General features: G+C 28.4%; 26 protein-coding genes and 1 tRNA gene. 20 read left to right on the forward strand and 7 right to left on the reverse strand.

Translation table 4 applies throughout. From position 1 onward, the window contains the following. Positions 1-53 precede the first annotated feature (53 nt). On the forward strand, positions 54-1,007 hold the full coding sequence (gene holA, locus VBN07_RS00255; protein WP_323177346.1) for a DNA polymerase III subunit delta: 954 nt from the start codon (positions 54-56) through the stop codon (positions 1,005-1,007). Next, on the forward strand, positions 958-2,187 hold the full coding sequence (locus VBN07_RS00260; protein WP_323177347.1) for a hypothetical protein: 1,230 nt from the start codon (positions 958-960) through the stop codon (positions 2,185-2,187). The genes holA and VBN07_RS00260 overlap by 50 nt, the downstream gene beginning before the upstream one ends. Position 2,188: 1 nt before the next feature. Here VBN07_RS00260 and VBN07_RS00265 read toward each other — a convergent pair whose 3' ends face one another. Then, positions 2,189-3,124 carry a nucleotidyltransferase gene (locus VBN07_RS00265; protein WP_323177348.1) on the reverse strand — a complete coding sequence of 312 codons (936 nt, stop codon included), beginning with the start codon at positions 3,122-3,124 and terminating at the stop codon, positions 2,189-2,191. Positions 3,125-3,245: 121 nt separating this feature from the next. Between VBN07_RS00265 and VBN07_RS00270 the strand changes: the two genes are divergently transcribed. The 10 genes from VBN07_RS00270 to rplA all read left to right on the forward strand — a co-directional run bounded on the left by VBN07_RS00270 (position 3,246) and on the right by rplA (position 13,024). Beyond that, on the forward strand, positions 3,246-3,725 hold the full coding sequence (locus tag VBN07_RS00270; protein WP_323177349.1) for a hypothetical protein: 480 nt from the start codon (positions 3,246-3,248) through the stop codon (positions 3,723-3,725). A 138-nt stretch (positions 3,726-3,863) separates the two neighbouring features. Next, the gene (rpmF, locus tag VBN07_RS00275; protein ID WP_257088893.1) at positions 3,864-4,064 is read left to right on the forward strand and encodes a 50S ribosomal protein L32; all 201 of its coding nucleotides are present in this window, start codon (positions 3,864-3,866) and stop codon (positions 4,062-4,064) included. 90 nt (positions 4,065-4,154) lie between these two features. Continuing rightward, the gene (gene ruvA / locus VBN07_RS00280; protein ID WP_257088892.1) at positions 4,155-4,757 is read left to right on the forward strand and encodes a Holliday junction branch migration protein RuvA; all 603 of its coding nucleotides are present in this window, start codon (positions 4,155-4,157) and stop codon (positions 4,755-4,757) included. Beyond that, positions 4,729-5,685 carry a Holliday junction branch migration DNA helicase RuvB gene (gene ruvB, locus VBN07_RS00285; protein ID WP_323177350.1) on the forward strand — a complete coding sequence of 319 codons (957 nt, stop codon included), beginning with the start codon at positions 4,729-4,731 and terminating at the stop codon, positions 5,683-5,685. Before ruvA ends, ruvB begins: the two co-directional genes overlap by 29 nt. Before the next feature lie 65 nt (positions 5,686-5,750). Continuing rightward, positions 5,751-8,348, forward strand: coding sequence for a protein translocase subunit SecDF (gene secDF, locus VBN07_RS00290; RefSeq protein ID WP_323177351.1), 2,598 nt, complete (start codon positions 5,751-5,753; stop codon positions 8,346-8,348). A 122-nt stretch (positions 8,349-8,470) separates the two neighbouring features. Continuing rightward, positions 8,471-9,736, forward strand: coding sequence for a GTPase ObgE (gene obgE / locus VBN07_RS00295; protein WP_323177352.1), 1,266 nt, complete (start codon positions 8,471-8,473; stop codon positions 9,734-9,736). A gap of 68 nt (positions 9,737-9,804) precedes the next feature. Then, the gene (tpiA, locus tag VBN07_RS00300; RefSeq protein WP_323177353.1) at positions 9,805-10,542 is read left to right on the forward strand and encodes a triose-phosphate isomerase; all 738 of its coding nucleotides are present in this window, start codon (positions 9,805-9,807) and stop codon (positions 10,540-10,542) included. A 2-nt stretch (positions 10,543-10,544) separates the two neighbouring features. Next, the gene (locus VBN07_RS00305; protein WP_323177354.1) at positions 10,545-11,570 is read left to right on the forward strand and encodes a hypothetical protein; all 1,026 of its coding nucleotides are present in this window, start codon (positions 10,545-10,547) and stop codon (positions 11,568-11,570) included. A gap of 165 nt (positions 11,571-11,735) precedes the next feature. Continuing rightward, complete coding sequence (gene rplK / locus VBN07_RS00310; protein WP_323176510.1) at positions 11,736-12,326, forward strand: 50S ribosomal protein L11; 591 nt, start codon at positions 11,736-11,738, stop codon at positions 12,324-12,326. A gap of 2 nt (positions 12,327-12,328) precedes the next feature. Further along, complete coding sequence (gene rplA, locus VBN07_RS00315) at positions 12,329-13,024, forward strand: 50S ribosomal protein L1 (RefSeq protein WP_257088879.1); 696 nt, start codon at positions 12,329-12,331, stop codon at positions 13,022-13,024. A 103-nt stretch (positions 13,025-13,127) separates the two neighbouring features. On the opposite strand, the gene VBN07_RS00320 is transcribed toward rplA, so the two are convergent. From VBN07_RS00320 to VBN07_RS00330, 3 genes are read right to left on the reverse strand one after another with little or no spacing between them, the layout of a single operon-like run. Further along, a complete protein-coding gene (locus VBN07_RS00320; protein WP_323177355.1) occupies positions 13,128-13,541 on the reverse strand; it encodes a hypothetical protein in 414 nt (137 codons plus the stop codon). Continuing rightward, the gene (locus VBN07_RS00325; protein WP_323177356.1) at positions 13,522-14,028 is read right to left on the reverse strand and encodes a hypothetical protein; all 507 of its coding nucleotides are present in this window, start codon (positions 14,026-14,028) and stop codon (positions 13,522-13,524) included. The genes VBN07_RS00320 and VBN07_RS00325 overlap by 20 nt, the downstream gene beginning before the upstream one ends. Continuing rightward, positions 14,028-14,510 carry a hypothetical protein gene (locus VBN07_RS00330; protein ID WP_323177357.1) on the reverse strand — a complete coding sequence of 161 codons (483 nt, stop codon included), beginning with the start codon at positions 14,508-14,510 and terminating at the stop codon, positions 14,028-14,030. Before VBN07_RS00330 ends, VBN07_RS00325 begins: the two co-directional genes overlap by 1 nt. A 66-nt stretch (positions 14,511-14,576) precedes the next feature. Between VBN07_RS00330 and VBN07_RS00335 the strand changes: the two genes are divergently transcribed. Next, positions 14,577-15,446, forward strand: coding sequence for a Cof-type HAD-IIB family hydrolase (locus VBN07_RS00335; RefSeq protein WP_323177358.1), 870 nt, complete (start codon positions 14,577-14,579; stop codon positions 15,444-15,446). Positions 15,447-15,534: 88 nt separating this feature from the next. Here VBN07_RS00335 and rpsT read toward each other — a convergent pair whose 3' ends face one another. Further along, entirely contained in the window at positions 15,535-15,795 is a 261-nt protein-coding gene (gene rpsT, locus VBN07_RS00340; RefSeq protein WP_257088867.1) for a 30S ribosomal protein S20, read from the reverse strand. A 55-nt stretch (positions 15,796-15,850) separates the two neighbouring features. Further along, on the reverse strand, positions 15,851-17,635 hold the full coding sequence (locus tag VBN07_RS00345; protein WP_323177359.1) for a hypothetical protein: 1,785 nt from the start codon (positions 17,633-17,635) through the stop codon (positions 15,851-15,853). A 137-nt stretch (positions 17,636-17,772) separates the two neighbouring features. Between VBN07_RS00345 and VBN07_RS00350 the strand changes: the two genes are divergently transcribed. Together VBN07_RS00350 and VBN07_RS00355 are read left to right on the forward strand one after the other, a co-directional pair. Next, positions 17,773-19,290 carry a phospholipase D-like domain-containing protein gene (locus VBN07_RS00350; protein ID WP_323177360.1) on the forward strand — a complete coding sequence of 506 codons (1,518 nt, stop codon included), beginning with the start codon at positions 17,773-17,775 and terminating at the stop codon, positions 19,288-19,290. Positions 19,291-19,396: 106 nt separating this feature from the next. Continuing rightward, complete coding sequence (locus VBN07_RS00355; protein WP_257088861.1) at positions 19,397-19,660, forward strand: HPr family phosphocarrier protein; 264 nt, start codon at positions 19,397-19,399, stop codon at positions 19,658-19,660. Positions 19,661-19,751: 91 nt separating this feature from the next. Here the strand turns inward: VBN07_RS00355 and VBN07_RS00360 are convergent. Further along, positions 19,752-19,836, reverse strand: a tRNA-Leu gene (locus tag VBN07_RS00360). Between the two features lie 104 nt (positions 19,837-19,940). Between VBN07_RS00360 and VBN07_RS00365 the strand changes: the two genes are divergently transcribed. The 5 genes from VBN07_RS00365 (at position 19,941) to VBN07_RS00385 (ending at position 26,501) form a co-directional block, all read left to right on the forward strand. Further along, complete coding sequence (locus VBN07_RS00365) at positions 19,941-21,020, forward strand: M42 family peptidase (protein WP_323177361.1); 1,080 nt, start codon at positions 19,941-19,943, stop codon at positions 21,018-21,020. Between the two features lie 47 nt (positions 21,021-21,067). Continuing rightward, positions 21,068-21,313 (forward strand): YneF family protein, encoded by a 246-nt coding sequence (locus VBN07_RS00370; protein WP_323177362.1) that lies wholly within the window; start codon positions 21,068-21,070, stop codon positions 21,311-21,313. Between the two features lie 81 nt (positions 21,314-21,394). Beyond that, positions 21,395-23,092: a potassium transporter TrkG gene (locus VBN07_RS00375; protein WP_323177363.1), complete on the forward strand. Its 1,698-nt coding sequence runs from the start codon at positions 21,395-21,397 to the stop codon at positions 23,090-23,092. A gap of 14 nt (positions 23,093-23,106) precedes the next feature. Next, positions 23,107-23,784 carry a TrkA family potassium uptake protein gene (locus VBN07_RS00380; protein ID WP_323177364.1) on the forward strand — a complete coding sequence of 226 codons (678 nt, stop codon included), beginning with the start codon at positions 23,107-23,109 and terminating at the stop codon, positions 23,782-23,784. A 311-nt stretch (positions 23,785-24,095) separates the two neighbouring features. Next, positions 24,096-26,501 carry a P68 family surface lipoprotein gene (locus VBN07_RS00385; protein ID WP_323177365.1) on the forward strand — a complete coding sequence of 802 codons (2,406 nt, stop codon included), beginning with the start codon at positions 24,096-24,098 and terminating at the stop codon, positions 26,499-26,501. Positions 26,502-26,535 lie beyond the last annotated feature (34 nt).

Here is a 26,535-nt window from a genome sequence, read left to right on the forward strand (position 1 = left end):
ATATTTGAATATCTTTGTATAATAATTTTAATATTTGAATTTAAAGGAATGATATGAATTTATATTATGGAACTGATTTAGAATACATTAAGTCAATAATTAAATCTGAGGAAAAAGCTGTTCTTGAAAGAGATATTTTTATTTTTGACAACAACTCATATTTAAGCTCGTTTGATACATTGAATGAGATTTTGTTAAGCAATGGTTTATTTTCTTCTAGAAAACTAATCATCCTCGAGAATATTAGTTTTAGCAAACCTGCAAAATCTAAAGATAATTCTAAAAATGAGTATTTATTAAGTTTATTAAAATCAGTTGATTCAAATATTAGTGTTTATTTAATTTACAAAACAGAAATAATAAATAAAAGAGTTATAAGCGACGATGCATTAAAACTATGCAAAAAACCTAAAAAAATAGCTGCATTGTTGCCTACACAGCTTGCAGACTATGTTATAAGTGAATTTGCGAAAAATAATATTGCTATAGATAAAACAACTGCATTGGTATTTTTACAAAAATTACCTAATGACTGAAAAATTATTAATAATGAAATTAATAAGTTGTGCTTATTAAACAAAACGATTACAGAAGATATAATTGAGCAAACCATTGCGTCTTACCCATCAGATGATCCTTTTGAATTTTCTAATGCTATTTCAAGAGATGATTTTCAAGCTATGTATAAGATCTTTGAACAAAAGAAAAACGAAAACACACCTGTTATATTGTTGTTCGCAAACTTTGTTTCAACGTTTACATTAGTAAATAGAATTTACTGATATCAAAGTTTAGGACTTAATATCTCTGAAATTTCACAAGCTTTAAATATGAATGAAAAAAGAGTTTTTGTTCACGTGATGATTTTAAAAAGATTTGGTTTTGATAGAGTGCAAAAAATAATTGAACAATTATCTAAAACAGATAAATTATTAAAAACTTCAGGAGTTGATTCATATGATATTTTCGAAATGTTTATGATCCAAAATTTCGCTAAAAATAAATAAAACATTTATTTACTTGGATTCTCAAATTGTTAAATCACAAAATATTGAAGTTATCCAAAATTACTATGAGCAAGTGCTAAAAGTGATTACTTCAAACATTGATGAAAAATTTGTTATTGTTTTACCTGATTTATATTCTTTATATAACTTTGATTTATTATCATCAAAAACAAATACTGAGCAAATTTTCTTACAGAAAATAGATAAATTGAAAAGTTTTGTTTCTAACTTAAAGAAATTAAATGTTGAAATTCAAGGAATTATTAAGTTTGATAATATAACTTCGTTTGCAGAATTATTGAGCAGACATAATGGTTTCGATGTTCAAAAAAAATTGAATAATGAAACATCACCAGATGAGACAAAGTATGTTGATTTATTGAACACACAAATGATGGATTTAGAATCTCTTGCAAATTCAAATAATCAGTTACATAAAGATTTTGAAAAAATTTATAAGTGACTTGAAATTGAATATGAAATTTCTAGTGTTGTCATTTCAGGTTTATTTGATTTTCTTAATGATAAGCAAAATAATATTCATAAACCTCATATTCAATTAATCAAAAAAGCAATTGATAATTTAGCTGTAACCGTAACTCAGATTACTTTATATGAAAAGTACTACGACAAAGCTTTAAAAGTATGTAAACTATTCAAAAATTATGATGTATTTACTAAGTTGGATACACATAAAGTGAGAAACATTGGAGACTATGATAAAGTTGTTTTTGCTAAAAACAATTTAAACTTCATATTCGATCCTAATTCATTCATCAATAAGTTTAATGATGTCTTAATTTACAAAACAGAATCATTATCAAACGTTTTAAATTTATTGTTAATATCACCTAAATTATTTGGATATCAAATTCCATTTAAGTCATTCAATAACAATGAAAATAATTTAAATTCAGTTATTAATTGAGAAGATAGATTTTTTGATTTATTCAACTCTTCAATTTTCAAAAGATACAAGATTCTAAAATACAATCCAAAACTTAAAAAGATTTCTGTCTCAACATTTAAGACTAAAAAGTTAATTTGAAAAAAAATTATGTGCAACAATGTTACACATAATGTAATTATTAATAAAACAAATGGTTATGTAAGAATTAAATTCTTATTTAAAAAATTTAATAAGAAGAAATTAGAACCTTGAGGGCTTTATATTTATTAAATTAATCTTTTTTAATATTCAATAATATACTAAGGTATGCTCTTTTTATTCTGCTTGCTGTGTACCTTTTCGATACACATGCATCAATAAATGAGTAATAATCATCATTTAAATTAACTTGTTTTTTAAATAAATTTTCCATACCCTCATCAATCATTTTAATTGAAGCTAATTGTTGAGGTGTTTTTTTATTTACTATTTTCTTAAACTTTTTATAAGTACTTGCAATATCATTTTTTGACTTATAAACTAGTCTCATAGGTGTGAACGCAGAAATGTCTTCATTGTTTTTAATCATACTTCTAATTTTTGAAGCACTTGCAAAATTAGACATAGTTTTATCTGAATGAAATGGAATTGTTCTTTGAATTGAAATTGCTTTAATATCTAAATTTGAATTAACAATTTCTTTAACATACTCTATTCCTAAAATATCATTAGGTAAAGTTATGCTGACTCCTATTAAATCAGATAAAGCTTGAGAAGCCGCTCTAGGAAATCCTGTTCCATTTTGTTTTAAATAGAACTTAATTTTCTTATTGTATTCATCAATATTATCTTTTATAGTTGTTGCGATTTTATAAAACAAATCAATATCATTTGTTTCAGAACCAAAAACTAAGTATTTTATTTTATGTTTAGCAAGCTGTTTTACAGCATTTGATGCAAAAATATGAGCTGCTTGAATTGATTTTTGATCATCAAGCCTAATAACTTTATTAACTCCATATTTTTTTGCTATTTTAGCTCTTTGTCAGAATGATGCAATAGGGAATTCTCCACGTTGAGTGTATTTGTTTGTCATTCCAACAATAATATAAGCATTAGGAATATTTTCTTTAATTCAATTTATTTGATAAATATGACCGTTGTGAAATGGGTTGTATTCAGCCACAATTCCAACAATGTTCTTTTTTCTTGCAATAAAACTTTTCATGAATAAAATTATTATAATATAAATATATGAGTTTTAGAATGCTAATAAATATAACTGATTACATATGATTTAAAAAATACTTGGTTACTAAATATGTTTAGTAACCTGAAAGGAACATATTATGTTAAGTATTATTAAAGATCTCAAACCGAAATTAGCTAAATTCAACATAGCAATTTTAGTTATTTCTATATTTGTGCTTATTTCAAGTTTTTCATACTTTGCATTTTTAATGGCACTTACAAATTACAAAAAATCGACTACTTCATTAAATGCTGTAATTTCACTTTTAGATTTGGGTGCACTTATGTCTCAATGATGATTAGTAACATTGATACTTATATTTGGAATTCTTAATGTAATTTGCATAGTATTTATGTTAGATATTAGAAAATCTATTTTTGCATTAATTGCAAATGGAAAATTAGATTCAAAATATGCATCACTATTTAGAAAAAATATGATTTTACAAATTATAGGTTTCTTATGTGCAGTAATCCTTCCAATCGTTACATCAGTGCTATTGAAAAAAGAATTAATCACACTTGATCAAGTGGTTAAAAAATTAGATTCTTCAACAGAAGTTTCACTTATCAAATAATTAAAAGTAGCTTTGCTACTTATTTTTTTACATTATAAAATATCACTAAAAAATCTAAAAATGGACTATTATTTTTTACCTTTTATACTATAATATAAAAGCTTTTAGACTAGTCAAAATATTAAAAAGGAGGTAACAATGGCCATTGTTCCAAAACGTAAAACGTCAAAACAACGTAAACACAAAAGAAACAGTCATTCAGCATTAGAATTACCTAACCTTGTAAATTGCAAGCAATGTTCAAACAAAATTGAACAACATGTTGTATGTAAATTCTGTGGATTTTATAAAGGTAAAAAAGTACAAGGGTACAAAGCTTTATTAGATCGTAACAACTAATAATTTAATTAAATTTATAAACTAGAACAGGTAACTGTTCTTTTTTTGTTCCTTTTTGAGAGTTTTTACTAAATAAGTGGAGGACAAAAAATGAAATTATATTCAATCGGAGAAATAGTTTATAAAAACAAATCAAACATTATTTTAGAATCAAAAGGAGATGGATACATAGTAACTGTTGCTGACGACAAAAGATGAGAAGTTGGACAAAAGACGAAACTATATTTATTTGAATACAGAACAGATTATATGACACACACTTATGGGTTCAAAGAATTTAAAGAAAGGTTATTATTTATCGACCTTATTGGTATAGAAAAAGTAGGGGCTAAAATTGCAATGAGCATTCTTGAAAAAGGATGAGAATATGTAGCTCGATTAATCGTTGATCATAAAGCTGAAGAATTAGCATCAATTCCATTTGTTACTGAAAGAATGGCAAACTTAATTTGTTTTGAATTAGGTAACAAATGAGCAAAAATATTAACAAATGGAGATGCTAAAAAAGCTGAAAAATTACAACTGAAAGATGAGTTATATAAATCATTATTAGTTTTAGGATTTACCAAAGGTCAAATTGAAAGTGCAGTTAAAAATGTTAAATTAAATCAATCGCTCGAAGATATGGTGGAAGAAAGCATTAAATTTATAGCAACTCAAAAAGATGAAGACAATAGATTTAAGACCGCATAGTTTTGAAAAATTCATTGGTCAAGATAAATTAAAACAAACACTTTTAGCTATGATACAGAGTTCTAAAGTTCAAAATAAACCTTTAGATCACATTTTATTTTATGGAATGCCTGGTATGGGTAAAACAACTTTAGCAACTATCATAGCTAACCAAAAAGGTAGCAAAATTCACTTTGTACAAGGAACAAACATTGAAAAGAAAGCTGATTTAATTAGTGTTTTATCAGTTGTAAATGAAAATGATATTGTGTTTATTGATGAAATTCACAGCATTAATAAAAATGTTGTTGAATTTCTTTATGCTGCAATGGAAGATTTTGTTTTTGACTTAATCATAGGTGTGGATGGAAATTCTAGACCGATTAGAATGAAATTAAAACCATTCACTTTGATTGGAGCAACTACAAAATTCAATGAAATTTCACAACCTCTTAAAGATAGGTTTGGTTACATTGGAAGATTAGTTAATTACACATTAAAAGATATTTGCAAAATCTTAAAAATCACTTGTTCAAAGTTAAATTTAAATTTAGATGACGAACTAATTAAGTACATTGCTTCCTATTCAAGAAATACACCTAGGTTAGCAAATCACTTAATTTATAGAGTTTTAGACTTTGCACTTTCTTCAGAAAAAGGTGAAATTACAAAGCAAATTATTAAGAAAACTTTTAAATATCTTGACCTATATGAATATGGTTTAACAAAGGATCATATTGAATATCTTCAAATTTTAAAAGATGGATTTGAAGAAAAATCGGTTTCATTAGACACTATTGTCGGTTTAACCTTACATAACAAATACGATATAGTCAATGAAATAGAACCAATCTTATTGCTCTTAAAATTAGTGCAAAAAACTTCTAGAGGAAGAAAAATAACATCTTTAGGAATAGATTATTTACTAAGACAAAACCTGTCAATTTAGTTTTAATTTCTTTTTATCTTATAGATAAAAAATAAAGCATATTTTTGGTAGAATTAATACTAATTATGAAATTAAGAAGCAGAATATCAGAATTTTTTAAGTTAAGCAATTGGAAGAGAATTGTGATAAGCACTATCACAATTATTTCAACAATCTTAGCTATCGTTTTTGGTAGTTTATTTTACATTGGTAAAAATGTAAATAAATCTATTGAGTATGGTGGAGGAATTGAAGTTTTAGTCCAAGTTCAAAAAGATAAGAAGAACGCAGACAATCAACTTACAAATCTTGTTAACACATCGTTATATAACAGGCTTAATAGTACCGGTTTAAATGGAATTACAGTTAGTTCTGAAGGTGATGGAAAAATAAGAATCACTAAATCAGGTCAATTAACCGATTCAGAGAGAATTCTTTTCCAAAATGAAATTGTTGATAAACCATTATTAACAATTACTGATGGACAGTTAAGACCATTATTCTATGAAGGTTCATTTAAAGTTGGTGAGCCTATTGGAGTGGATGGCTCTCCTACAGATATACCTGCTTCAAAATGAATTCCACCATTTTTACAAGATTCTGCAACATCACAAGCAAATACATCAAATGGTAAAAACTCAGTTAGTCTAAAACTTAGACCAGATAGTCAAGTTGAATGAACAAAAGCAACTGAATATGTTTCAAGTCAACAAGACAAACGTGTTTTAATGTGATTAAATATTGAAAAATTATTATCAATTGCACAAAATGAGTTTCCTGAAGATTGAGATCAATCAGGACATAATTTATGAAACTTTATTCACGTTACAAACCAAGCTTACTCAATTGATAATTCAACCGGTTACCCTAGAAGAGTTGAAAATGCTTTAAAAGAGTTTGAATTTAATGCAAATGCTTATATGATTTCAAACGCTTCAGTTAATGAGCCATTAAATGGTGAAAGCGTACAAATCTCAGGTAATTTCTCAGCTCAAGAAGCACAACACTTAGCTAACCAAATTAACTTTGGTTTAAGTGATTATGAGTTAGAAGTATTGTCAAATGTTTATGTGCAACCTGATTTAAATAATTCATCATTTAACTATGCAATGATTGCCGGAATTGTTATCTTCAGTTTAATTTCAATATTTATGTTAGTTAACTATGGATTACTTGGTGCATTATCAACAATCTCAATTGCTCTTTATATTTTCTTAACATTACTAATCTTCACAGTATTAAGAGGAGAATATTCACCGGCTACATTAGCTGCCTTAATTATTGGAATTGGTATTAGTGTCGATGCAAACGTTATTACTTTTGAAAGACTAAAACGGCAAGTTTACACTGGAGACTCGCTGAAGAAGTCCTTCAGGAATGCTAATAAGCTAAGTATGTCATCAATTATCGATGCAAACGTTACAACTTTAATTGTTGGATTTATCCTATTCTACTTTGGCACAAAAGATGTGAAAGGATTTAGTATTACACTTGTATTATCTGTTTTATGTACATTGTTAATTATGTTAGTCTTTTCAAGATTTTTAGCGTCAATGTTAGTTGGAACAGGTATGTTCGATAACAAACTTTATATGTTAGGCATCAGAAAAAGATACATTAACCATAAAACTAAACTTGGTGCAATGATCGAAAACTTTGATTACTTGAAACAATCAAAATGATTTGCACTTGGTTCTGCGATATTTGTTCTTATTGGATTGATTGTGTTCATTTCACTTTCAGCATCTGAACACAATATTTGAGGAGGATTTAATAAATCACTTGAATTTGCTGGAGGAACAAATATAACTGTTCAACCATCAATTGGCTCTGCTATTACATTAGAAGATGCTGAATCTATTAAAAAAGTACTTGCAGATAATGCTGCAAAATATAATATTGAAAATGTTGACCAAATAGTTTCATTCTCAAAAGCAAGTGCTTCAGGAAATGAATATGTTGTAATGATTAAAACAAGTCAATCATTATCAGCAGATGTTGTTGAAAAAATTAGAGCTGATATTTTAAGTAATAATGCAAACGTTGAAATTATTAGTTACACAATTTCAACAAGTGAAGCTAACAAATTAGTATTAAATGCAGTTTTAGCTACTGTAATCAGCTTTGTTGGAATTATTGTTTACTTATTATTCAGAATGAGTTGAACTTACTCAATTGCAGCAATTATTGGTTTAGTTCACGACTTCTTAATGGTTATTGCTTTCATTGTAATTACAAGATTACAAGTTTCAACAATCATAGTTGCTGCTATGTTATCAATTTTAGGTTTAAGTATCAATGATACTGTTGTTACATTTGATAAGATACGTGAAACAATTAAAACCAAATTCAATGGAAAAATTCTTAAAAAAGATGATATCAAGTCAATTGTTAACCACTCAATTGCACAAACATTCAAGAGAAGTTTATATACATCAGGAACAACAATTCTAGCTATTTTAGTTCTATTATGCTTTAACAATGCTACAAATATGTCATTTAACATCGTTATGTTATTTGGAATTTCAATTGGAGTTTACTCATCAATCTTCATTTGTTCTTGAGTATGAGCAATGTTAGAAGGGCACAAACAAAGAAAAATTCAAAAGAGAATTGATACAGGTTACTGAAACATTAACCGTCCAGATGAGCAAACATTCGCTGGAGTAAATGATTATCTTTAAAATTTCAAACTCACAAACGTGAGTTTGTTTTTTAACAAAAACAAATGCATTTGCATAACTTAATTATATTTTTAGAATATAATTACATTAATTTAAATTAATTACCATAAAGGAGGAAAAATATGGCCAAATTTATAGATGAAGTTTATGTATCAATTCAAGCTGGACGTGGTGGAAATGGTATGGTTTCATTCCGTAGAGAAGCACACGTTGATAAAGGTGGTCCAGACGGTGGAGATGGAGGAAGAGGAGGAAATGTTTACTTTGTAGGTGACTTAGGTAAAAATACTCTTTTAACTTTCTACCAAAACAAACGTATTGTTGCAAAAGATGGAGTTAAAGGTGGTCCTAAAAATCTTTATGGAGCCAATGCAGAAGACACATACGTTAAGGTACCTGTTGGGACATTGGTTTATGATGGTAAACGTTTAGTTGCTGATATTATTGAAGCACATAAGCCATATTTAATAGCTTCTGGTGGTAAAGGTGGTAGAGGTAACACTAAATTCAAAACAGCTAAAAATACAGCTCCAAGAATTTCTGAAAATGGATTACCTGGAGAAAAATTTGAAGCACACATTGTGTTAAAAATTCTTTCAGATGTTGGTGTTGTAGGTAAGCCATCAGCAGGTAAATCAACATTCTTAAATGCTGTTTCAAATGCAAAAGCTAAAGTTGCTGAATACGAATTCACAACTCTTGTGCCACAATTAGGAATGGTTAAATATTTTGACGATTCATTTACAGTTGCTGACTTGCCTGGATTAATCAAAGGCGCTGCATTAGGTAAAGGTTTAGGAATTCAATTCTTAAAACACATTGAACGTTGCAGAGTTATAGCTCACATTATTGACTTTGGTTCAGAAGAAAAAAATCCTGTTGAAGATTATGGAGTTATTAACAATGAACTTAAGTCATACAATTTAAAATTAGAGCAAAAGCCACAATTAGTAATTGCTAACAAAGAAGATTTACCAGCTTTCAAAGCTCACTTAAAAGAATTCAAAGCTAAATATCCGGATGTTGAAGTTGTTTCAATTTCTGCAATCAAACGTGAAAACTTAGAAGAAGTTAAAGCTAAATTATGAGACTTAATTATCAATAACAAAGCTCAACCAATTGAAGAAAAAGAAGAAGAGGAAAAAGTTATTGAGTATGAACCTGATTTTGTTGTTACAAATCCATATCACGGATACTACGAAGTTTCAGGTAAAAAAGTTGAAGAATTATACAACCGTATTCCAATCAATACATTTGACAACCTTGTTAGATTTAATAATATCTTAAAGAAAATGGGTGTTTGAGAAGAGTTAATTAGAAAAGGTGTTAAATATGGCGACACTGTTTCTATTTACGGTTTCCAATTTGAATGAACAGATGAAGAGTAATCAATAATTTAATTATTGATTTCTTTTTATTTTCTTTAAATAAAATAAAATAAATAAAAGAGGTAAATATGAAAGACTTTTTAATAATCGGAAACTGAAAAATGAATAAAACTTATACTCAAACATTGAGTTATTTAGATGATTTAGTTTTATCGCTCAAGGAATTAAATATTCCTAAAAGCATTAAAGTTGGAATTGCAGCACCTTATCCAAGTTTACCTGCATTCACAAGTGCTATAAGTAAATTTGTACTACCAGTTGCTCAAAATATGTCTATTCATCAATTCGGTGCATTCACAGGTGAAGTTAGTGCTCTTATGCTGAATGATTTAAACGTTAGATACGTTATTTTAGGACACAACGAAAGAAGATTACATCACTTTGAAACTAATGAAAGAGTTAATGTTAAAGCTAAAATTGCTATTGAACACGGGATTACACCTTTAATCTGTGTTGGTGAAAGTTTAGAAGATTATCAAAACAATAAAACTAAAGAAATTATTAAGCAACAAGTTTTAGAAACAACTAAAGGTCTTGATTTAGATAAATTCATCATTGCTTATGAGCCGATTTGAGCTACAGGAACAGGTCATTCAGCTACTCCTGAATTTGCAAATGAAATTTGTGGGTTCATTTCGCAATTGCTAGATAACAAAGTTATTGTTCAATATGGAGGAAGTGTTACAAGTCAAAATATTGAACAATTATGCGCACAACCAAATATCAATGGATTTTTAGTTGGTAAGGCATCATTGCAATTAGATAACTTTATCGAAGTAATTAAGCATACTTTAAAAACTAGGTAAAAATGAATAAGAAAATAGAAATATACATTGACTTCGAAGCAATAGATAGAAGACACGCTCTTATTTATGATGAATTAAAGACATCTAAGTTTCATTCAATTCCGTTTGCATACACAATTGGGAAATATCCAAATAATGAAAAAAACCAAGAAATGCAAATAAAAACAAATGTTATTAACTTTAGAAATTACGATAAAAAAGAATACTTCAAAAAATTCAGAATTAAATTGTTAGCTGATATAGCTAAATTAAATGGAATGAAAGTCAAAGATTTAACTGTTTATAATATTAATGAGAAGTTTGTGTTTTATGGCTGAAATCCCGTTTTAGAAAATACAATCATAAAAACAGTTTTAGGCAACCAAACAATTTGCCATAATGCAAATATTTTTAAGGATAAATTTACATCTAAACAAGAAATTTCATTAAAGTGAATGTCTAAAGGTTACGAAGATAAAAGCTACTTTAAAAATACAATAGAAATTCTTAAGAAAAAATCAATTCGCAAGATTACTGATGAGTCAGATCCTGGCCTAATTGCCTCTTTAGTTGGTTTCGCTCTTTTTGAAGCACAATATAAGAAAAAGAATAAGAATTTTCTTAATAATGCAGAAATCACAACAATATTAAACGAATTAAGAATTTATAATTCAGATGATATTCACAGAATTGATTTTATTTACAAAAATCCAAAAACTCTTAATCATAGGATAAAAGCTAAAAATGTAATAACAACTGAATTAAAATCAGTTGATAAAAAAAGAATGCAGATACTAAATAAAATTAATTTATTTAGACAAATTGATAACATTGTAATACTTGATAAAATTTCTAAATCAATTGCAAATGAGGACTTATTAGAAATTCTCAAGAAAAACTTAAGATGACTTGAGAAAGCAATTGAATTAGTTAATGAAGCAGAATTTAATGGAGAAAACATTAAAAAATATTTAGAACGTCTATCAGATGATTATGAAAATCTTTCTAAAAAATCACAGAATCTAAGAGATAAAATTAAAAACATTTAAGCCATACACATAGTGCTAAAAGTCTAAAAATCAATCACATTAAAATCATTATCAAAAATGATTTTTTTTATTATAATAAAAAAGCAATATACACAATATTGCCAAATTAATGTGGGAGATATAAGAAATATCGCTTGACCACCATATCGAAAGGATACAGAGTTTATGGCAAAAAAAGAAATTCAACGTATTGCTAAGTTGCAATTCCCTGCTGGTAAAGCTAAACCAGGTCCAGCTCTTGCTGGAGTTGGTGTTAACATGCCAGAATTTACAAAAGCTTTTAACGATGCTACAAGAGATAGAGGGGACGAACCAGTTCCAGTACAAATTACAGTTTACAAAGACAAATCATTCGAATTCAAATTATTCACAGCTCCTGCTTCATACAAAATTAAGCAAGCTGCAAAAATTCAATCAGGTGCTTCAAACGCTAAAACAACAATCGTTGCTACAATCTCAAAAGACCAATTAAGAGAAATCGCTGAATATAAATTACCTGACTTAAACACAGATGATGTTTACGCTGCTATGGCTACAATTGCTGGTACAGCTAAACAAATGGGTGTTTTAGTTGAAGGATACGACGACATTTTTAAAGCTAAAAAAGAAGCTGCTGCTGCAGCTAAAGCAGAAGCAAAAGCTGAAGCTAGAGAAGCTGAATTAAACAAAGAAGCTGAAGAACTTGTTGCAACAAAAGGTGAAAGAATCGAAGTTAACGTTATTTCACACGAACACAACGAAGAAGGAGCAGAATAATTATGGCTAAAAGAGTTTCTAAAAATTTAAAAGCTGCTAGAGCTGCATTTGACAGAACAGTTGCTTACGATTTAGCTGAAGCTATTGAGCTTGCTAAAAAAACTTCTTACGCAAAATTTGACGCTTCAATCGATTTAGCTTTTAACTTAAACTTAGACGTTCGTAAAGCAGACCAACAATTACGTGGAGCTGTATTACTTCCAAACGGAACAGGTAAATCAATCAGAGTTTTAGTAGCTACAAACAATGTTGAAAAACAAAAAGCTGCACAAGAAGCTGGTGCAGATATTGTTGTTGATGCACAAGCATTAGAACAAAGAATTAAAGAAGATCAATTTGATTTCGATGTTATGGTAGCTGACCCAGCTATGATGCCTTTATTAGGAAAATATGGTAAAAAATTAGGGCCTAAAGGTCTTATGCCAAACCCTAAAACAGGTACAGTTACTCCAACACCTGAAAAAGCTGTTGAAGAACTTAAAAAAGGTAAAGCTAACTACCGTACAGACAAAGCTGGTATTGTACACTCATTAATCGGAAAAGCAAGTATGTCAACTGAAGCATTAGTAGAAAATGCACAAACATTAATCTCATTAATTAAAAGATTAAAACCTGCAGCTGTTAAAGGGACATATATGTTAAACTTAACAGTTTCAGCATCAATGGGACCAAGTGTTAAAATTAAAATTGAAAAATAGTTAATTTATAAGTCATAGGGGAACCTATGATTTTTTTATTCCTATGTGTAAGGGAAATAAAAAAATGAATGAAACTTTTTTAATTCAGTTTCATTCATCCATTTTATTCAATAATTTGCTTAATAACTTCGATATCATTATCAGTTATTTGAGTTTGTTCTTTAAACTCTTTTAAGAATTCAACATTTCTTGAAATCTTATCTTTATATTCGTTTGTCTTGTTTGTTATAGCCAAGAAGCTTTGAATTGATACGAGCATTGTTATGATAACAGAGAATAAAGCAATCGCAACAAACAAGTCCATTGTTTTATCAGGCAAGATATTAAATCTAATTGAATATAAGTTTAGAACAATAATTGAAGCAGACAAGAAAATAGAAATAACGTTTAATAATGTAAATAAAGTTTTGCTTGTAATGTATTTAAAATAAACTCTATTTTTGGCCTTATCAATATCATTAATGCTGTTGATTTGTAATTTATTTTTCTTTTGTGATTTAGTTTTGTTTTTGTCCATTATTAACCTCTTTTTCAATGTCGCTTGATTTATATCTGTCTATTTCTAATATGCTCATTGTTCTTTTAAATAATGTAAAGTTTGCTTCTTTATTATTTAAATCCTTATATATGTGTAATTTAGATTTGTATAAAAGGTGCTCAAGTTGAATTGCTTTAATTTTAGATTGGTAAAAGATTGCTTTTTTATTAATAACAAAGAATGATAATATACCTGAAGTAAAAGTGATTATTGCATTAACAATTGTTAACAAGATAATGTAGTTACTATTTGAGTTTAAAAAACTTATGTACGGATTAGTCATACCGTCAGGATAATAAGAAGATGCTCCTGCAAGGAATAAAATTGCTATCACACCGTTTAAAAGTGTAAACAAGATTATTGATGCATTTAGTAAATAATATAGAACTGAATACACAATAAGCTTAAGTTTTGTTTCTCTATAAAGCTTGAAATAAGCATTCAATGTAATGTTTTTCTTTTTCATTATTTCTTACCTCCTGATGGTGAGGTAATTTCATCCTGAATAACTTCTAAGATTACTAATTTCTTGAATGATTTAGCTTCAGTGTACATATAGTCAATGAACTTAATTAAGTTGTCTTCTGAAATTAAACCATTAGCATACTTAATTTCAAGATATTCCAAGCTTTCATAAACTTTCTTATAAGTTGAGATCTTAGTATTGCTGCGATAAATAGCTATTCCAATGTTTAAGAAGAATAGAATAATCATAAACACACAAAGTAAGATAACTGAAATGTATGATGAGTTTCTTTGTAATTCAACATTTCCATTTGTTTTTCCATGTGACACAATGATTGAAAGTGCAATTGCAGCTATGATAATTGATGAAATATTAAGCAGTGCAATTATGATAGAAAAACTGATATCAATAATTTTGTAAGTAAGCAGTTTTTTCTTATCATGCTTAAGTCTTTTGTTTAAATATTTAATAATATCTTTCATGAAATATATTTTAATTGAAAATATTATTTTTAGCTATATTTTGATAGTTTAATTTATAATATTCGCATGAATAAATCATTTGCAGTTTTTAGTGATGTGGATGGAACAATTTACGGATTTCCACATAAAAAATTATCAGAAAAAGTAAAAGAACAAGTTTTAGATTTATCATCTAAAAATATTCCATTTGTAATCAACACAGGTAATCCTGTTTTAGAAAAAATCAAACGTTTAGCTAGAGAACTTAATTCAAGATATTTATCTTGTTCAAGTGGTGCGATTATTTATGATATGCAAGAAGAAAAACCATTGCACATTGAAATAATTGATCCTAATGAAGCTAAAAAGGTTTGAGATTTAGCACTCAAAGCTGATGTTACATTATATTATGCAGGTGTTAATCAATTCTACTTATACAATGTTCACGATGATATCTATGAGTTTTTAACATCATTTAATGAATATGATAAGTGAATTACAGATGGAACTATTCCTGCTGATTTACACAGAATTGAAGCTTATGGAACGAAAGAACAATTAGAAAAATTTGTTGATTTATATAATCAATCAGATATTAAATTAGACTTAGTTAATGTTGATTATTTATATATCGAAATGTCTAATCCTGGTGTAAATAAGGGTTCAGGTATGAAATGATTATGTGAAAACGTTTTCAATGCTGATTTAGCTGATGTCATGACAATTGGAGATAGTCCAAATGACATTCCAATGTTTAAATTATCAGGATATTCATATGCAATGGATAATTCTGACCAATACACAAAATCATTTGCAAAATATTACACATCAGATGTGCTTCAAGATGGATTAGCTGAAGCTATTGTTGATTATTTATATCGTGGAGATTATGAACTTAAAAGAGCTGTTTCTCAAATGGGAAATATTGCAAAAACAAATAAGAAAATTATGTACTAAAAAACTTTTATAACTTGCACAATATTGTAAAAGTGAAAAAGAGAAATAAAAAAGCGGACATTAGTCCGTTTTTTTTATGATGTTTAAACTATTTGTTTTTGTTTACAAATTCATCTAAACGTGAACGTTTTCTAGCACCTTTATTTGGGTGGAAAACACCTTTAGAAACAGCTTTAGCAATTGTTTTGTGAGCAAATGCAACTAATTCAGCAGCTTTTGCATCTTTAGCTAAAACAGCTTCTCTAGCTTTACGTATAGCTGTTTTAACTCTTGATTTCATAGCTGCGTTTTTAACACGAGCTTTTTCCATCTTAGCTATACTTTTAACTTTAGATTTAATGTTAGCCATAAATCCTCCCTTTTTCTAAATATAAGTGAAAAATCTTTTCTATTATACTATATTTTTAGCTTTTGAATTTTTGGTTATATGCAATTCCGATTTTTGAAGATAAGTTGTCATCTACACCATTTATCTTAGTGTGTGTGACTTTTTCGTTTGGATCATTTTCAATTTGATAAATGTATAATGCACTATTATCTACTTCATTGTCATCTGTAATGAAGTAATTTCTTTTAACTAACTCATATTCAAATCTTGTTGGAGGAGTATAGTTAACAAAGTCGAAGTTATTAAGTTGTAAGTATTTTTCATTCATTATTTCAACAAATTTACTATTAGCAAAATCGATGTGATTTACTATAAACTCAATCTTTTTCTTAAATTCATCTTCATCATTCATATCGACTGCATTTTCAGGATCTTCATTATTTAAATCTTGAATCAACCTTACAAAAACATTTTTAGTTTCTTGAATACTAAATAATTCTTCAACTTTTGCTTTATATGAACTAAGTGTATTGATATCAATTAATGTAGCTTTATAAAGCTCGTGTAGTTGGCTCTTGAAATCATTATATTTATTTAAATCTGTATAGTAGTCTCTGAACACTAAATCAATATATTCATCATACATTTTAAGTGAATAATTATTTAGACCTTCTTGAATATCATTTTTAAATTGTTTTGTGAATCTATATAACTCACCCATATTTGAATAAATTGATGAATTTAATGTTTCATAAAGTTCATCAAGAGTTCCTTGTGATGTGTTTTTAGCAACTACCAATCCATCTATAAGTAAGATGTTTTGTGCAATTTTAAATGATTGTACTGTTCCGTTTTCAACATCTTCATAGTTGTTATCTGAGAAGTAAGCATCCAGCGCATCACCATTATACATAACAGCTGAGTCAGCTTCTGGATACTGTGGATTAATTAATTTATTCAAGATACCTTGACCATCACCATCATATGTGATGTACTTGCTATCATTTGGATTTTTTCCAGTACCTTTTTGAACAAGTGAATAGAAGTTATCGATAAACTTTGTGTAGTTATCTTTAGTAACATCGTTATTTGTGTTTAAGACTACACCGGTAGGTTTAAAGTCATAAAATGAGCCATATAACATATTAGCTCTAACAGCATCTGTAATAGTTAAGTTAGAATATCCATTATTAAACAATGTATTTAATTGGTTATATAAACTAAGTGAACCGAACTCTTCAAGGTTTGTTCCGTTAGCTTGTAATTCTGTTTTATTTTTATCTAACAATTCTTTTGTGATTGGTTGTACACCGTTAGTTTGTTTTTGTTTCTTTGTGTTAAATGCAACTACTGCATCTTGCATAAAGTATGGAACAAAGTATTCTCATAAGTGTCTTGGTTCCTCATATTTTTTACCTGATTGATCTGTTTTTAGATCTTCATCATAACTTGCTAAATGTTCAAACACAATAGGTGTGTAAATAGTTTGCAAGATGTTTTTAAGCAACTCCTTATCAGGCTTCTCTGATAAATTTAACAACTTTTTAAAATCAATTGGTGCTAATAGGTCTTTTTTGATTAAATTAACTGCTTGGAAATCGCTTCCAATTCCAGCAATTGCTTTTGAGTTTACAAGCGCAACTGTGAATTCGTTAATTTCATCAAATGTTTTGTAAGAGAAGTTTTCTTGAATTTTATCCCTATTCTCATTTGAGATATAAGACTTGTAATTAAAGAAGGATGGTTTAAATCTGTTACTCATTTTTACACCGACTAAAGTAAAGGTGAAAATTGAGATTAAAGCAATTATAATAATTGCTGATCAAGCTTTGAGTTTTCTAAGTAAATTCTGCTGTTTCATAAATCCTTTTTGTCTTAATTTTAATTATTTAAAATAATGTTTATTTTATACCAAAACCAAATTTATTTTTGTGATTAAAATATTTTTTAAGTGCTATTTTTTAGGACAAAAAGAATAAAATGATATAAAATTAAATCATGATTACTAAAAATAACTTAAAGTGATTAATTTCATTTATCATTGCATTTTTCATTGTTACATTAACTGTTGTTTTTGTATCGTTTTTAGTGCTTAATATTTACAAAGAAGTTTCATATTTTTTCATTTTCTTGTTCTATGTAATTAATGTGACTTTTGTCTTTGTTATTTACAGTCAAAAGAAGCAACATGAGTCCAAATTTTCTTGAATTTATTTAACGATGTTATTACCAATAATCGGACATGTTATTTTTATTGTTTATGGTTTCCATTGAAAAAATAAAAATGAAATTAAGGTTAATAAGAATCCGATGTACTGTTTAAAACAATATGTTCCGTTGTTTATGAAAAATCAAAATCAATTAAGTTATAAAAGTAATAATTTAACAGAGCTTACAAATCTTAATAATAATGTTATTCTGCCTGCGAACATTGAATTCTATGAAGAAGGATATAGATTCTATGATCACTTATTTAATGGAATCAATGATGCAAAAAAAACAATCTACATCATTACATACATAATTAAAAAATCAGAAATCTCAGAGCACTTCTTAAGCTTACTACTTAAAAAAGCTAATGAAGGTGTGAAAATTAAATGACTTGTTGACGATTTTGGAGCTATGCCATCACAAAAAAGAAAGTTATCTAAATTATCTAAACATCCAAACATTGAGTTTGCCTATATCGGAAAAATTTATTATCCATTTATTAATGCAAGTAGTTTCTCAAGAAACCATGAGAAGTTCATTATTATAGATAACAAGATGGTTTTCTCAGGTGGAAACAACATTTCAGATGAATATTCATCAATGTCCAAAAAATATGGACACTGAATTGATCTTAACTATAAGATTACAGGTCCATATATAAATACATATATAATTCATTTTATTAAGTTTTGAAAAATAATAACTAATAAAAATATTGAAATTAGAAGTTCATTATTTATTGATACTAGTGATCAAGAATATGAAAATAATTCGTTTTTAATTTTAGAATCACCTAATTTTGACTATTCAGAATCAGAATTTTTATGACTAAAATTAATTGCAACTGCTAAAAAGTCAATTCGTATTTGCACACCATATTTTTCAGTTACTAATGCACTGAAAAAACAATTGATTTTAGCATTGAGAAATAATGTGAAAATCACAATTTACTTCCCAGGGTTGCCAGATAAGAAGCTGGTTTATAAAATCAGTTTATCTCAACTTGAAGAATTAATCCCATATGGCTTAGAGGTAAAAATTTATGATGACCATTTTTTACACACTAAAGCAGGGATAGTTGATGACAAAATTGCTTGAGTTGGAACAACTAACTGAGACAGTAGAAGTATGTTTTCACAATATGAAACAATGGATGTTTTTGAAGGAAAATCAGTCCAGAAACTAATTCAGATTTTTGATGAATATGATAAAAAATCTGAAAATATGAAAAAAAACTGTAAAAATAAGAAAAAAAGTAATCTATTTAAGAAATTTGTTTTTGATATAACTAAACCATTGATATAATAAGAGTATATTTTGGTTAGATAAACTACTTTTTTTAATTTTATTTTTGTTAAATTTTTAAATAGCATTTTATTAAAATCAATTACAAAGGAACAAAGGAGAAAACATGAAAGAATTCACAGCTAAAATTATTGACCCAATTGGTTTACATGCTAGACCAGCAACTTTAATTGTTTCAACAGCTACAAAATTCAAATCAGATTCTAAATTAATTTACAATGGACGTGAAGCTAATTTAAAATCAATCATGAACATTATGGCTTTAGGAATTAAACACGGAGCTGAAATTACAGTTAAAGTGCTCGGAGAAGATGAAGAAGCAGCAGTAAAAGCTATTGAAGCTGCTTTAAAAAATCATGGTTTAATTTAATTGTTCTGAAAATCGCTACAATAATGGCGATTTTTCTTTTTTTACTTTTGTACAAAAAGAAAATAAAAAAAAGACACTTTTTAGTGTCATATGGTGCGCGAGACAGGACTTGAACCTGCATGGGTCGCCCCACTAGAGCCTTAATCTAGCGTGTCTGCCAATTTCACCACTCACGCAATTAGTAAAAATATTATAAAACAAAATTAAAAAAATTTATAAAGATTTATATAATTTAAATTAACTTTATTTTAAAGCTATTTTTACAAATCAGAAGGTGTTTATGAACAACAAAGAACAATTTAAAAACCAATTAATTAAATACTTAGAAATCGAAGCTATGTCAAGATACGAAGAACCTGTAGCAGATGAATTAAGAAAAAATATTTCATCAGTTTATCAAATTTCAAGAGATAAATTAGGTTCAATCATTTTTCACAAACCATCTAAAAATCCATCTGCTCCAAAAGTTATGATTGCAGCACATATGGATGAAGTAGGTTACATTGTAAGAAGAATTGAAAAAACAGGACAATTATTATTAAGTCCAATTGGTGGAATTTGAGCTTCAACAGTCATTGGAACAAAAGCTAAATTAATCACACCAAACAAAGAATATTTAGGTGTATTCGGACACACAAGTATTCACATTATGGAAAATTCTAAAGTTTCAAAAGCTATGACTAATAATGAACTTTATGCTGATTTCGGATTTAAAAATGAACAAGAAGCGATAGCAGCAGGAGTAACAATTGGTGATAGAGTTCAAATGAGTGGAGAAACTATTTTATTTGATAATCCTGATTTAATTGGTGGAAAAGCAATGGACAATAGAGCAGGTGTAACTGTTTTAGAATTTATTGCAAACGAAGTTGCTGATTTAGATCTAGATGTTGATTTATATTTAGTTGGAACAGTTCAAGAAGAAGTTGGAACAAGAGGAGCAAGAAGTTCAGTTGCACTTGTTAATCCAGATGTTGCAATAGCACTTGATACAACTTCTTCACATGATACACCAGATGTAATTCCAGGAACAACAGAATTATTTAAAGGTGCTGCTCTTAGAATTAAAGATGGTGGAACATTAATGGATACAAAATTAGTTAAATTCTTTGAAGAAGTCGCTGCTAAATATAAAATTCCAGCTTACAAATTTGTTGCAATGGGTGGAGGTACAGACGCTCATGAGCTTCAATTTGCAAAAGGTGGAGCTGCAACTTTAACAATTTCACTTCCACAAAGATATTTACATAGCCCTATTGGTGTTTGCTCAATTTCTGATTTAATAGCTGCTAAAGATTTATTGGTTAACTTTTTAAAAGATTTTAAAAAGACAAACTATGATAAAATAAAATATATTTAATTTAATTATTAAAACTCATTACAAAATTTATTTTAAGGAGAATAATTATGGTTGAAATGCAAACTGGAGCATTTGTTGGGATGATTATTGCTGTTGTAATATTTGTAGTTATTGCAGCTGCTTTAGTAACATTCTTTATTGCTAAAAGAATGTTTGAAAAACAACTTAGAGAAAACCCACCTATCAATGAAAAAATGATTAGAGTAATGTTCAAACAAATGGGTAGAACAGCATCAGAAACACAAATTCGTCAAATTATGAAATCAATGAATGCTGAAAAAAATAAAAAATAATTTAATAAATTCATTTTAATAATGAATTTTTTTAATTTAATATAATTAAATTACATTTAATAATGTAAGTTTGGAGGAATTTTGAGTAAGACTTCTTATAGTATCAAGTTAAGGATTCAGAACTCGAGATTAGCAAAATTAATTAGAAAGTTTTGATATTGAAAAAACAACATATCAAAACTTAAGTATTTATTATTTATTTACTTATTGATTATTCTAGTTTCCAGTTTGATTTTGTTCTCACCAATAGCACAAAATCCTGAAGCTGCACGTGTTAAATACATTGATGCATTTTTCACAACAGCTAGTGCATTTAGTGATACCGGTCTGGTGACTGTTGATACATTCAGCCAGTGAAATGATTTAGGTCAAGCAATTATTGCTATCTTGATTTTAGCTGGTGGAATTGGTATTTTTGCACTTAAGTTTTTTGCCATTAACTACTTATTTGGTAAAAAAACATCCACCCTTGCTGAAATTAAAATTATGCAAACTGAACGGGGTGTATCTGATGTAACACAGACTACAAAATTAATTATTTCATCAGTTAAATTTATTTTTATTTGTATTTGTTTATTCAGTGTTATTCTTACATTTTATTTCTATTTCACAACACCAAAACATACAGAGGGAATGAAACAAATTTTAACTGATGGTTCATTCAAAAATCCTCAAGGTAATTTTGTTCTTTCTTTAAAATATGGAATTTTCCATACTATATCAGCAATCAATAATGCTGGTTTTGATATTATATCAAGCTCTTCACTTATGCCGTATTATCAAAATTACTTCTTACAAATTTGCTTTATTATCTTACTTATTATTGGTGGATTAGGTTATCCGGCTCTTCATGACATTGTGTCTTATATAAAACACAAACTTAGAAGAAAGGATACACAATTTAAATTTTCAATATTCACCAAAGTTTCACTTACAACTTATGTAATTGTGTTTCTAATTGGATTTGGAATTTCCTTAGGATTTGAACTTTCATCTTCAAATCCATATTCATTGTGAAATCAATATCACTTACCTGTGGGTGTTGGTAATGAAACTCACAAAGCTTACATTGAATGATTCTCAAAAGGTGCAAATGTGCAAGATTTAGAATTAGAAAAATTCTCAAACCTTAAGCAATACATTGAAAAAGGCCAATTATACGGAAATACATTTGATAAATTCTTTGCAGTATTCTTCACATCTCTTTCAACAAGAAGTGCTGGATTTGCTACTGTAAATATGAAACATTTTACACACGGTTCAACCTTTGTGTTTATCTTTATGATGATAATCGGTTCAGCTCCTGCATCAACCGGTGGAGGTATAAGAACCACAACTTTAGCTCTTATAATTTTAGGTCTATATAGAATTTTATTTGGTAGACCAAGAGTTAGAGTGTTCAAAAGAGCTATTAACCAAGACACTGTTAATATGTCTGCAAAAATATTAACAATTGCAACAATTATTATTCTTATTGCTTCAATGATTCTATTCAGTTCATTCCAAGATTATGGTGGAAAAATCGAAAACTCATTCTTGCAAGACCCTAATGAAGGATTCTCAATGGAAAATTTAATTTTCGAAGTAGCAAGTGCCTTTGGAACAACTGGTTTATCATCAGGAATTACAAAAAACTTAAATATAGTTTCAAAATTAACATTAATTATTGTTATGTTCATTGGGCAATTTGGAATTAGTTCAACACTTAATGTTTGAAAACGTAAAAAAGATTTTAGTCGTACCTATGAATATGTTGAAGCTGACATTATCATTGGTTAATGATTGGAGAAAATATGAAACTCAAATATGAAAATGAAATAGTAGTTATCGGAACAGGAAGATTCGGTCAAGCTGTTATCGATCAATTAATTAAACTTAAAAAAGACGTTGTTATTTTAGATAAAGATGATGAAAATGCGAAACTTTACGCAGATGAAGTTGACAAAATTATCATTGGTGATGCAGCTGATACAAGAACACTTCAAGCTATTGGTATTGACCAAATGGAAACCGTTGTTGTTGCTGTATCAGACAACATCGAAATTGTTGCTGCACTTTTAGAACTTAAAGTAAAAAACATTATTGCAAGAGCATCAACAAAACGTCATGCAAGAGTTTTAAAGCAAATTGGTGTTAACGTGATTATTCGTCCTGAGTTTGAATCAGGTACAAGAACAGCATTAATTGCAGCTAACAAAAACTTTATTAGATATAGTGAAACACTTCAAGAAATTGGAGGAAACTTTGTTGTTGGTTCAACAAAAATTAAGAACCAAAACTTATTTAACAAACAAGTTAAAGAAATTGGTTTAAATGAAAAGGGTATCACTATTGTTTTGATTCAATCAGCTGATAAGGTTTTCAAACGTGCAACAGGGGATGTTACATTACATAAAGATGACAATATTACAATCATCGGTGAGATAGGTGATGTAACAACTGCACTTGAATGATTTAATAAAGTAGACTAAAATTTCAATTCCACGTGTAAGTTATCCACATGTGGAATTATTTTTTTCTTAATTTTTCACAAAATGTGAAAAAAATAAGTAATTTTTGAAAATATTTATAAATAAATTTATTTATTTATTTATAATAAATACGAAATCTAATATACAGAAATTAAATTGACTTTTTTTCAATTTTAGAAATTAGAAATTTTCACATTCATATTCGTAAAAAATATTTGTGTATATTGATTTCTAATAGAATCTCATAACAAAAATATCTAAACAAAACAATTTAAATTTATTCAAATTTTTATTTCAATATAGGAGATAAAATGACAAAATTCAAAAAATTATTGATTAACGGAGCAGCTTTATTAGCTCTTACAGCTCCAGTTATTTCAATCTCTTGTGGTAAGGAAGGCAGTGTAAGCGCATCTGGTGAAACATTTACTCAAGAAGAAAAAGATGGAGCAGAAATTAATGGTTCAACATTAGGTGACAGAATTTTAAACAATGAAGCACCTAACATGTCATCAGCTGAACCTTACACAATTACAGTTGGTGACAAAATTCTTATTGGTCACACATTCTCAGATGGTGGTGTTCAACAAAAAGCTTTAGCAGCTTTAGTTGAAAAATACAATACAGAAGTTGCGCCAAAACTTAAAGGTTCATTACCAGTAGGACTAAAACGTTTAGGTTCAGGATACTCAGCTGGTAAAGATATTGTTACAAAAGGTCTTTCATCAAGACAAAACTCAGACTTTATGAACCTTATCTTAAACTATAGTACAGTTGCTTCAGAGTTAGCAAAAGCAAAAATGCTTTTAAGCTTTAATGATAACTTAAAATCAGCAAGTACAGATTTATCACAATTCTCAGAAAAATTCATTACTTCTAACTTCCAAACAGAGCATATTGATTTACCATCAACATGAATTTTACCTGCGTTTAAATCAACAACAATTTTCGCAATTAACGCACCGGTTCTTTCATACATTCTTGATACTTTAGTAGAAAAAGGTATGGAAGTTGCAGAAGATTTCCAAGAAGAATACAACAACATTAAAGCAAAAGGTCAAGGAGACCGTGAAGGTGTTAAGAAAATCTGAGGAGAACCTGTTGCAAACGTTGAAACAATTGTTAACGAATACAAAGGAACAGGTGGTAATGTTAAAAAATTAAGTAAAGCAATCTTTAACTCATATGCTGAATTACTTGATTTTGCAGCTATGGCACAAAAATTATTTGTAAACTCAGCTGCAACAAATTCAACATTACACGTATTTGGAGTAGACGACTATACAGCTTTATACAACCAAGCTTTATATAGTGCTTTACTTAAAGATCAAGTCGATGCAGCTAAATCAGCTGGAACAACATTGACTCAAGAAGATGCCCTTAAACAAGCTTCAGCAGCAATGATTGAATCAGTATCAAGAAATGCTGGAAAATTATCTATTAACTATGATGTTCTTAGTAAACAAAGTACATCAGCTTATGTAAAAACACAAGAAATCTTTAACAAAACAAAAGCTGCTATTGAAACAGGAGGATTAAAAATCTATCCTGGTGGTCAATATTCATCAAATGACCAAACAAAACACTACATGGCGTTTTCAATCGGTTCAACAGCTGGATATTCACACAACTATGTTTCAGGTGAATCATCAGATTTAATTAACAGCCTTAACAAAGGTGCGTCAGTTACAATCGATGAAAAAGGAAGCTCATTAAAACTTTCTGAAAACAAGAAAACTCCAGGATTAGTTTTATTATCAAAATTAGAATCTGGAAAATTAGCATTCGGAAAATACAAAAATGCAATCCACAGTGCATCAGAAGCAACATTCCCTAATGGTAAAAATGCTAATTATGAACTTCAATTTGTTAATGCAGCTGAAGAAACAACATTTACTAATGCATTAACAGATCAAGCATTACCAAAAGCATCATTAATTATAATTAACAAAGATGGTAGCGACCAAATTATTGAAAAAGCTAAAGCACAAAACGTTCCAGTTGCTGAATTGAAAAAGAAAAATGGCACAAAATACTATGGTATTTTACTTTTAGATTCAGTTGATAACAAATCACTTAAAAACACTGACGAAGCTCTTGTTGCTAAATTAACTGCAATGGGATACACAATTAAAGTAGCTACAGCTCTTGAATTATTAGGTAAAGAGGAATTAATTTCTCAACCAGTTCCACTTAGATGAACTTCTGAAGATCCATATAATGTTGTTTATGTACAAGGACCATCAATGATCGGTGTTCATACAACTGAAGCAGGTGATCTTGCAACAAAATTATTTGTAAACTGATTAATGACATCAGAAACTACATATGAAAGATTCACAATTCAAGGTAACAGTGGAGCAGAAGAAGTTATTGCAGAAAACTTAACACCACGTGACATGTTCCAAAGTGCTATGGGATACATCCTTCCTTACAAAGGATTTGAAAAGAATACAGATTTCCCTACAAAAGGAAAACTTAACCCATACTTAAAAACAGCATTCGAATTATTCTCAAACGTTGCTAAGTCAACAGATGCAGATGAAGTTCCATATGTAACATTTGAAGAACCAGGGTCAATTTTTGCTGATTCATTCAGAAGTGGAGTCCAAGGAGCATGAGACTCATTACAAGCAGGAATCGATTCAAACAAAGCAGATCCTTCACATGCAAAACCAACATTTGAGGACTTTATTAGAAACGCTACAGTTAAATAACAAAAATTCTCATACATTAAAAAACAAATGAAAA

It is taken from the genome of Mycoplasma sp. 4404 (assembly GCF_034863325.1).
In the GTDB taxonomy this organism is placed as follows: Bacteria; Bacillota_I; Bacilli_A; order Mycoplasmatales; family Metamycoplasmataceae; genus Mycoplasmopsis.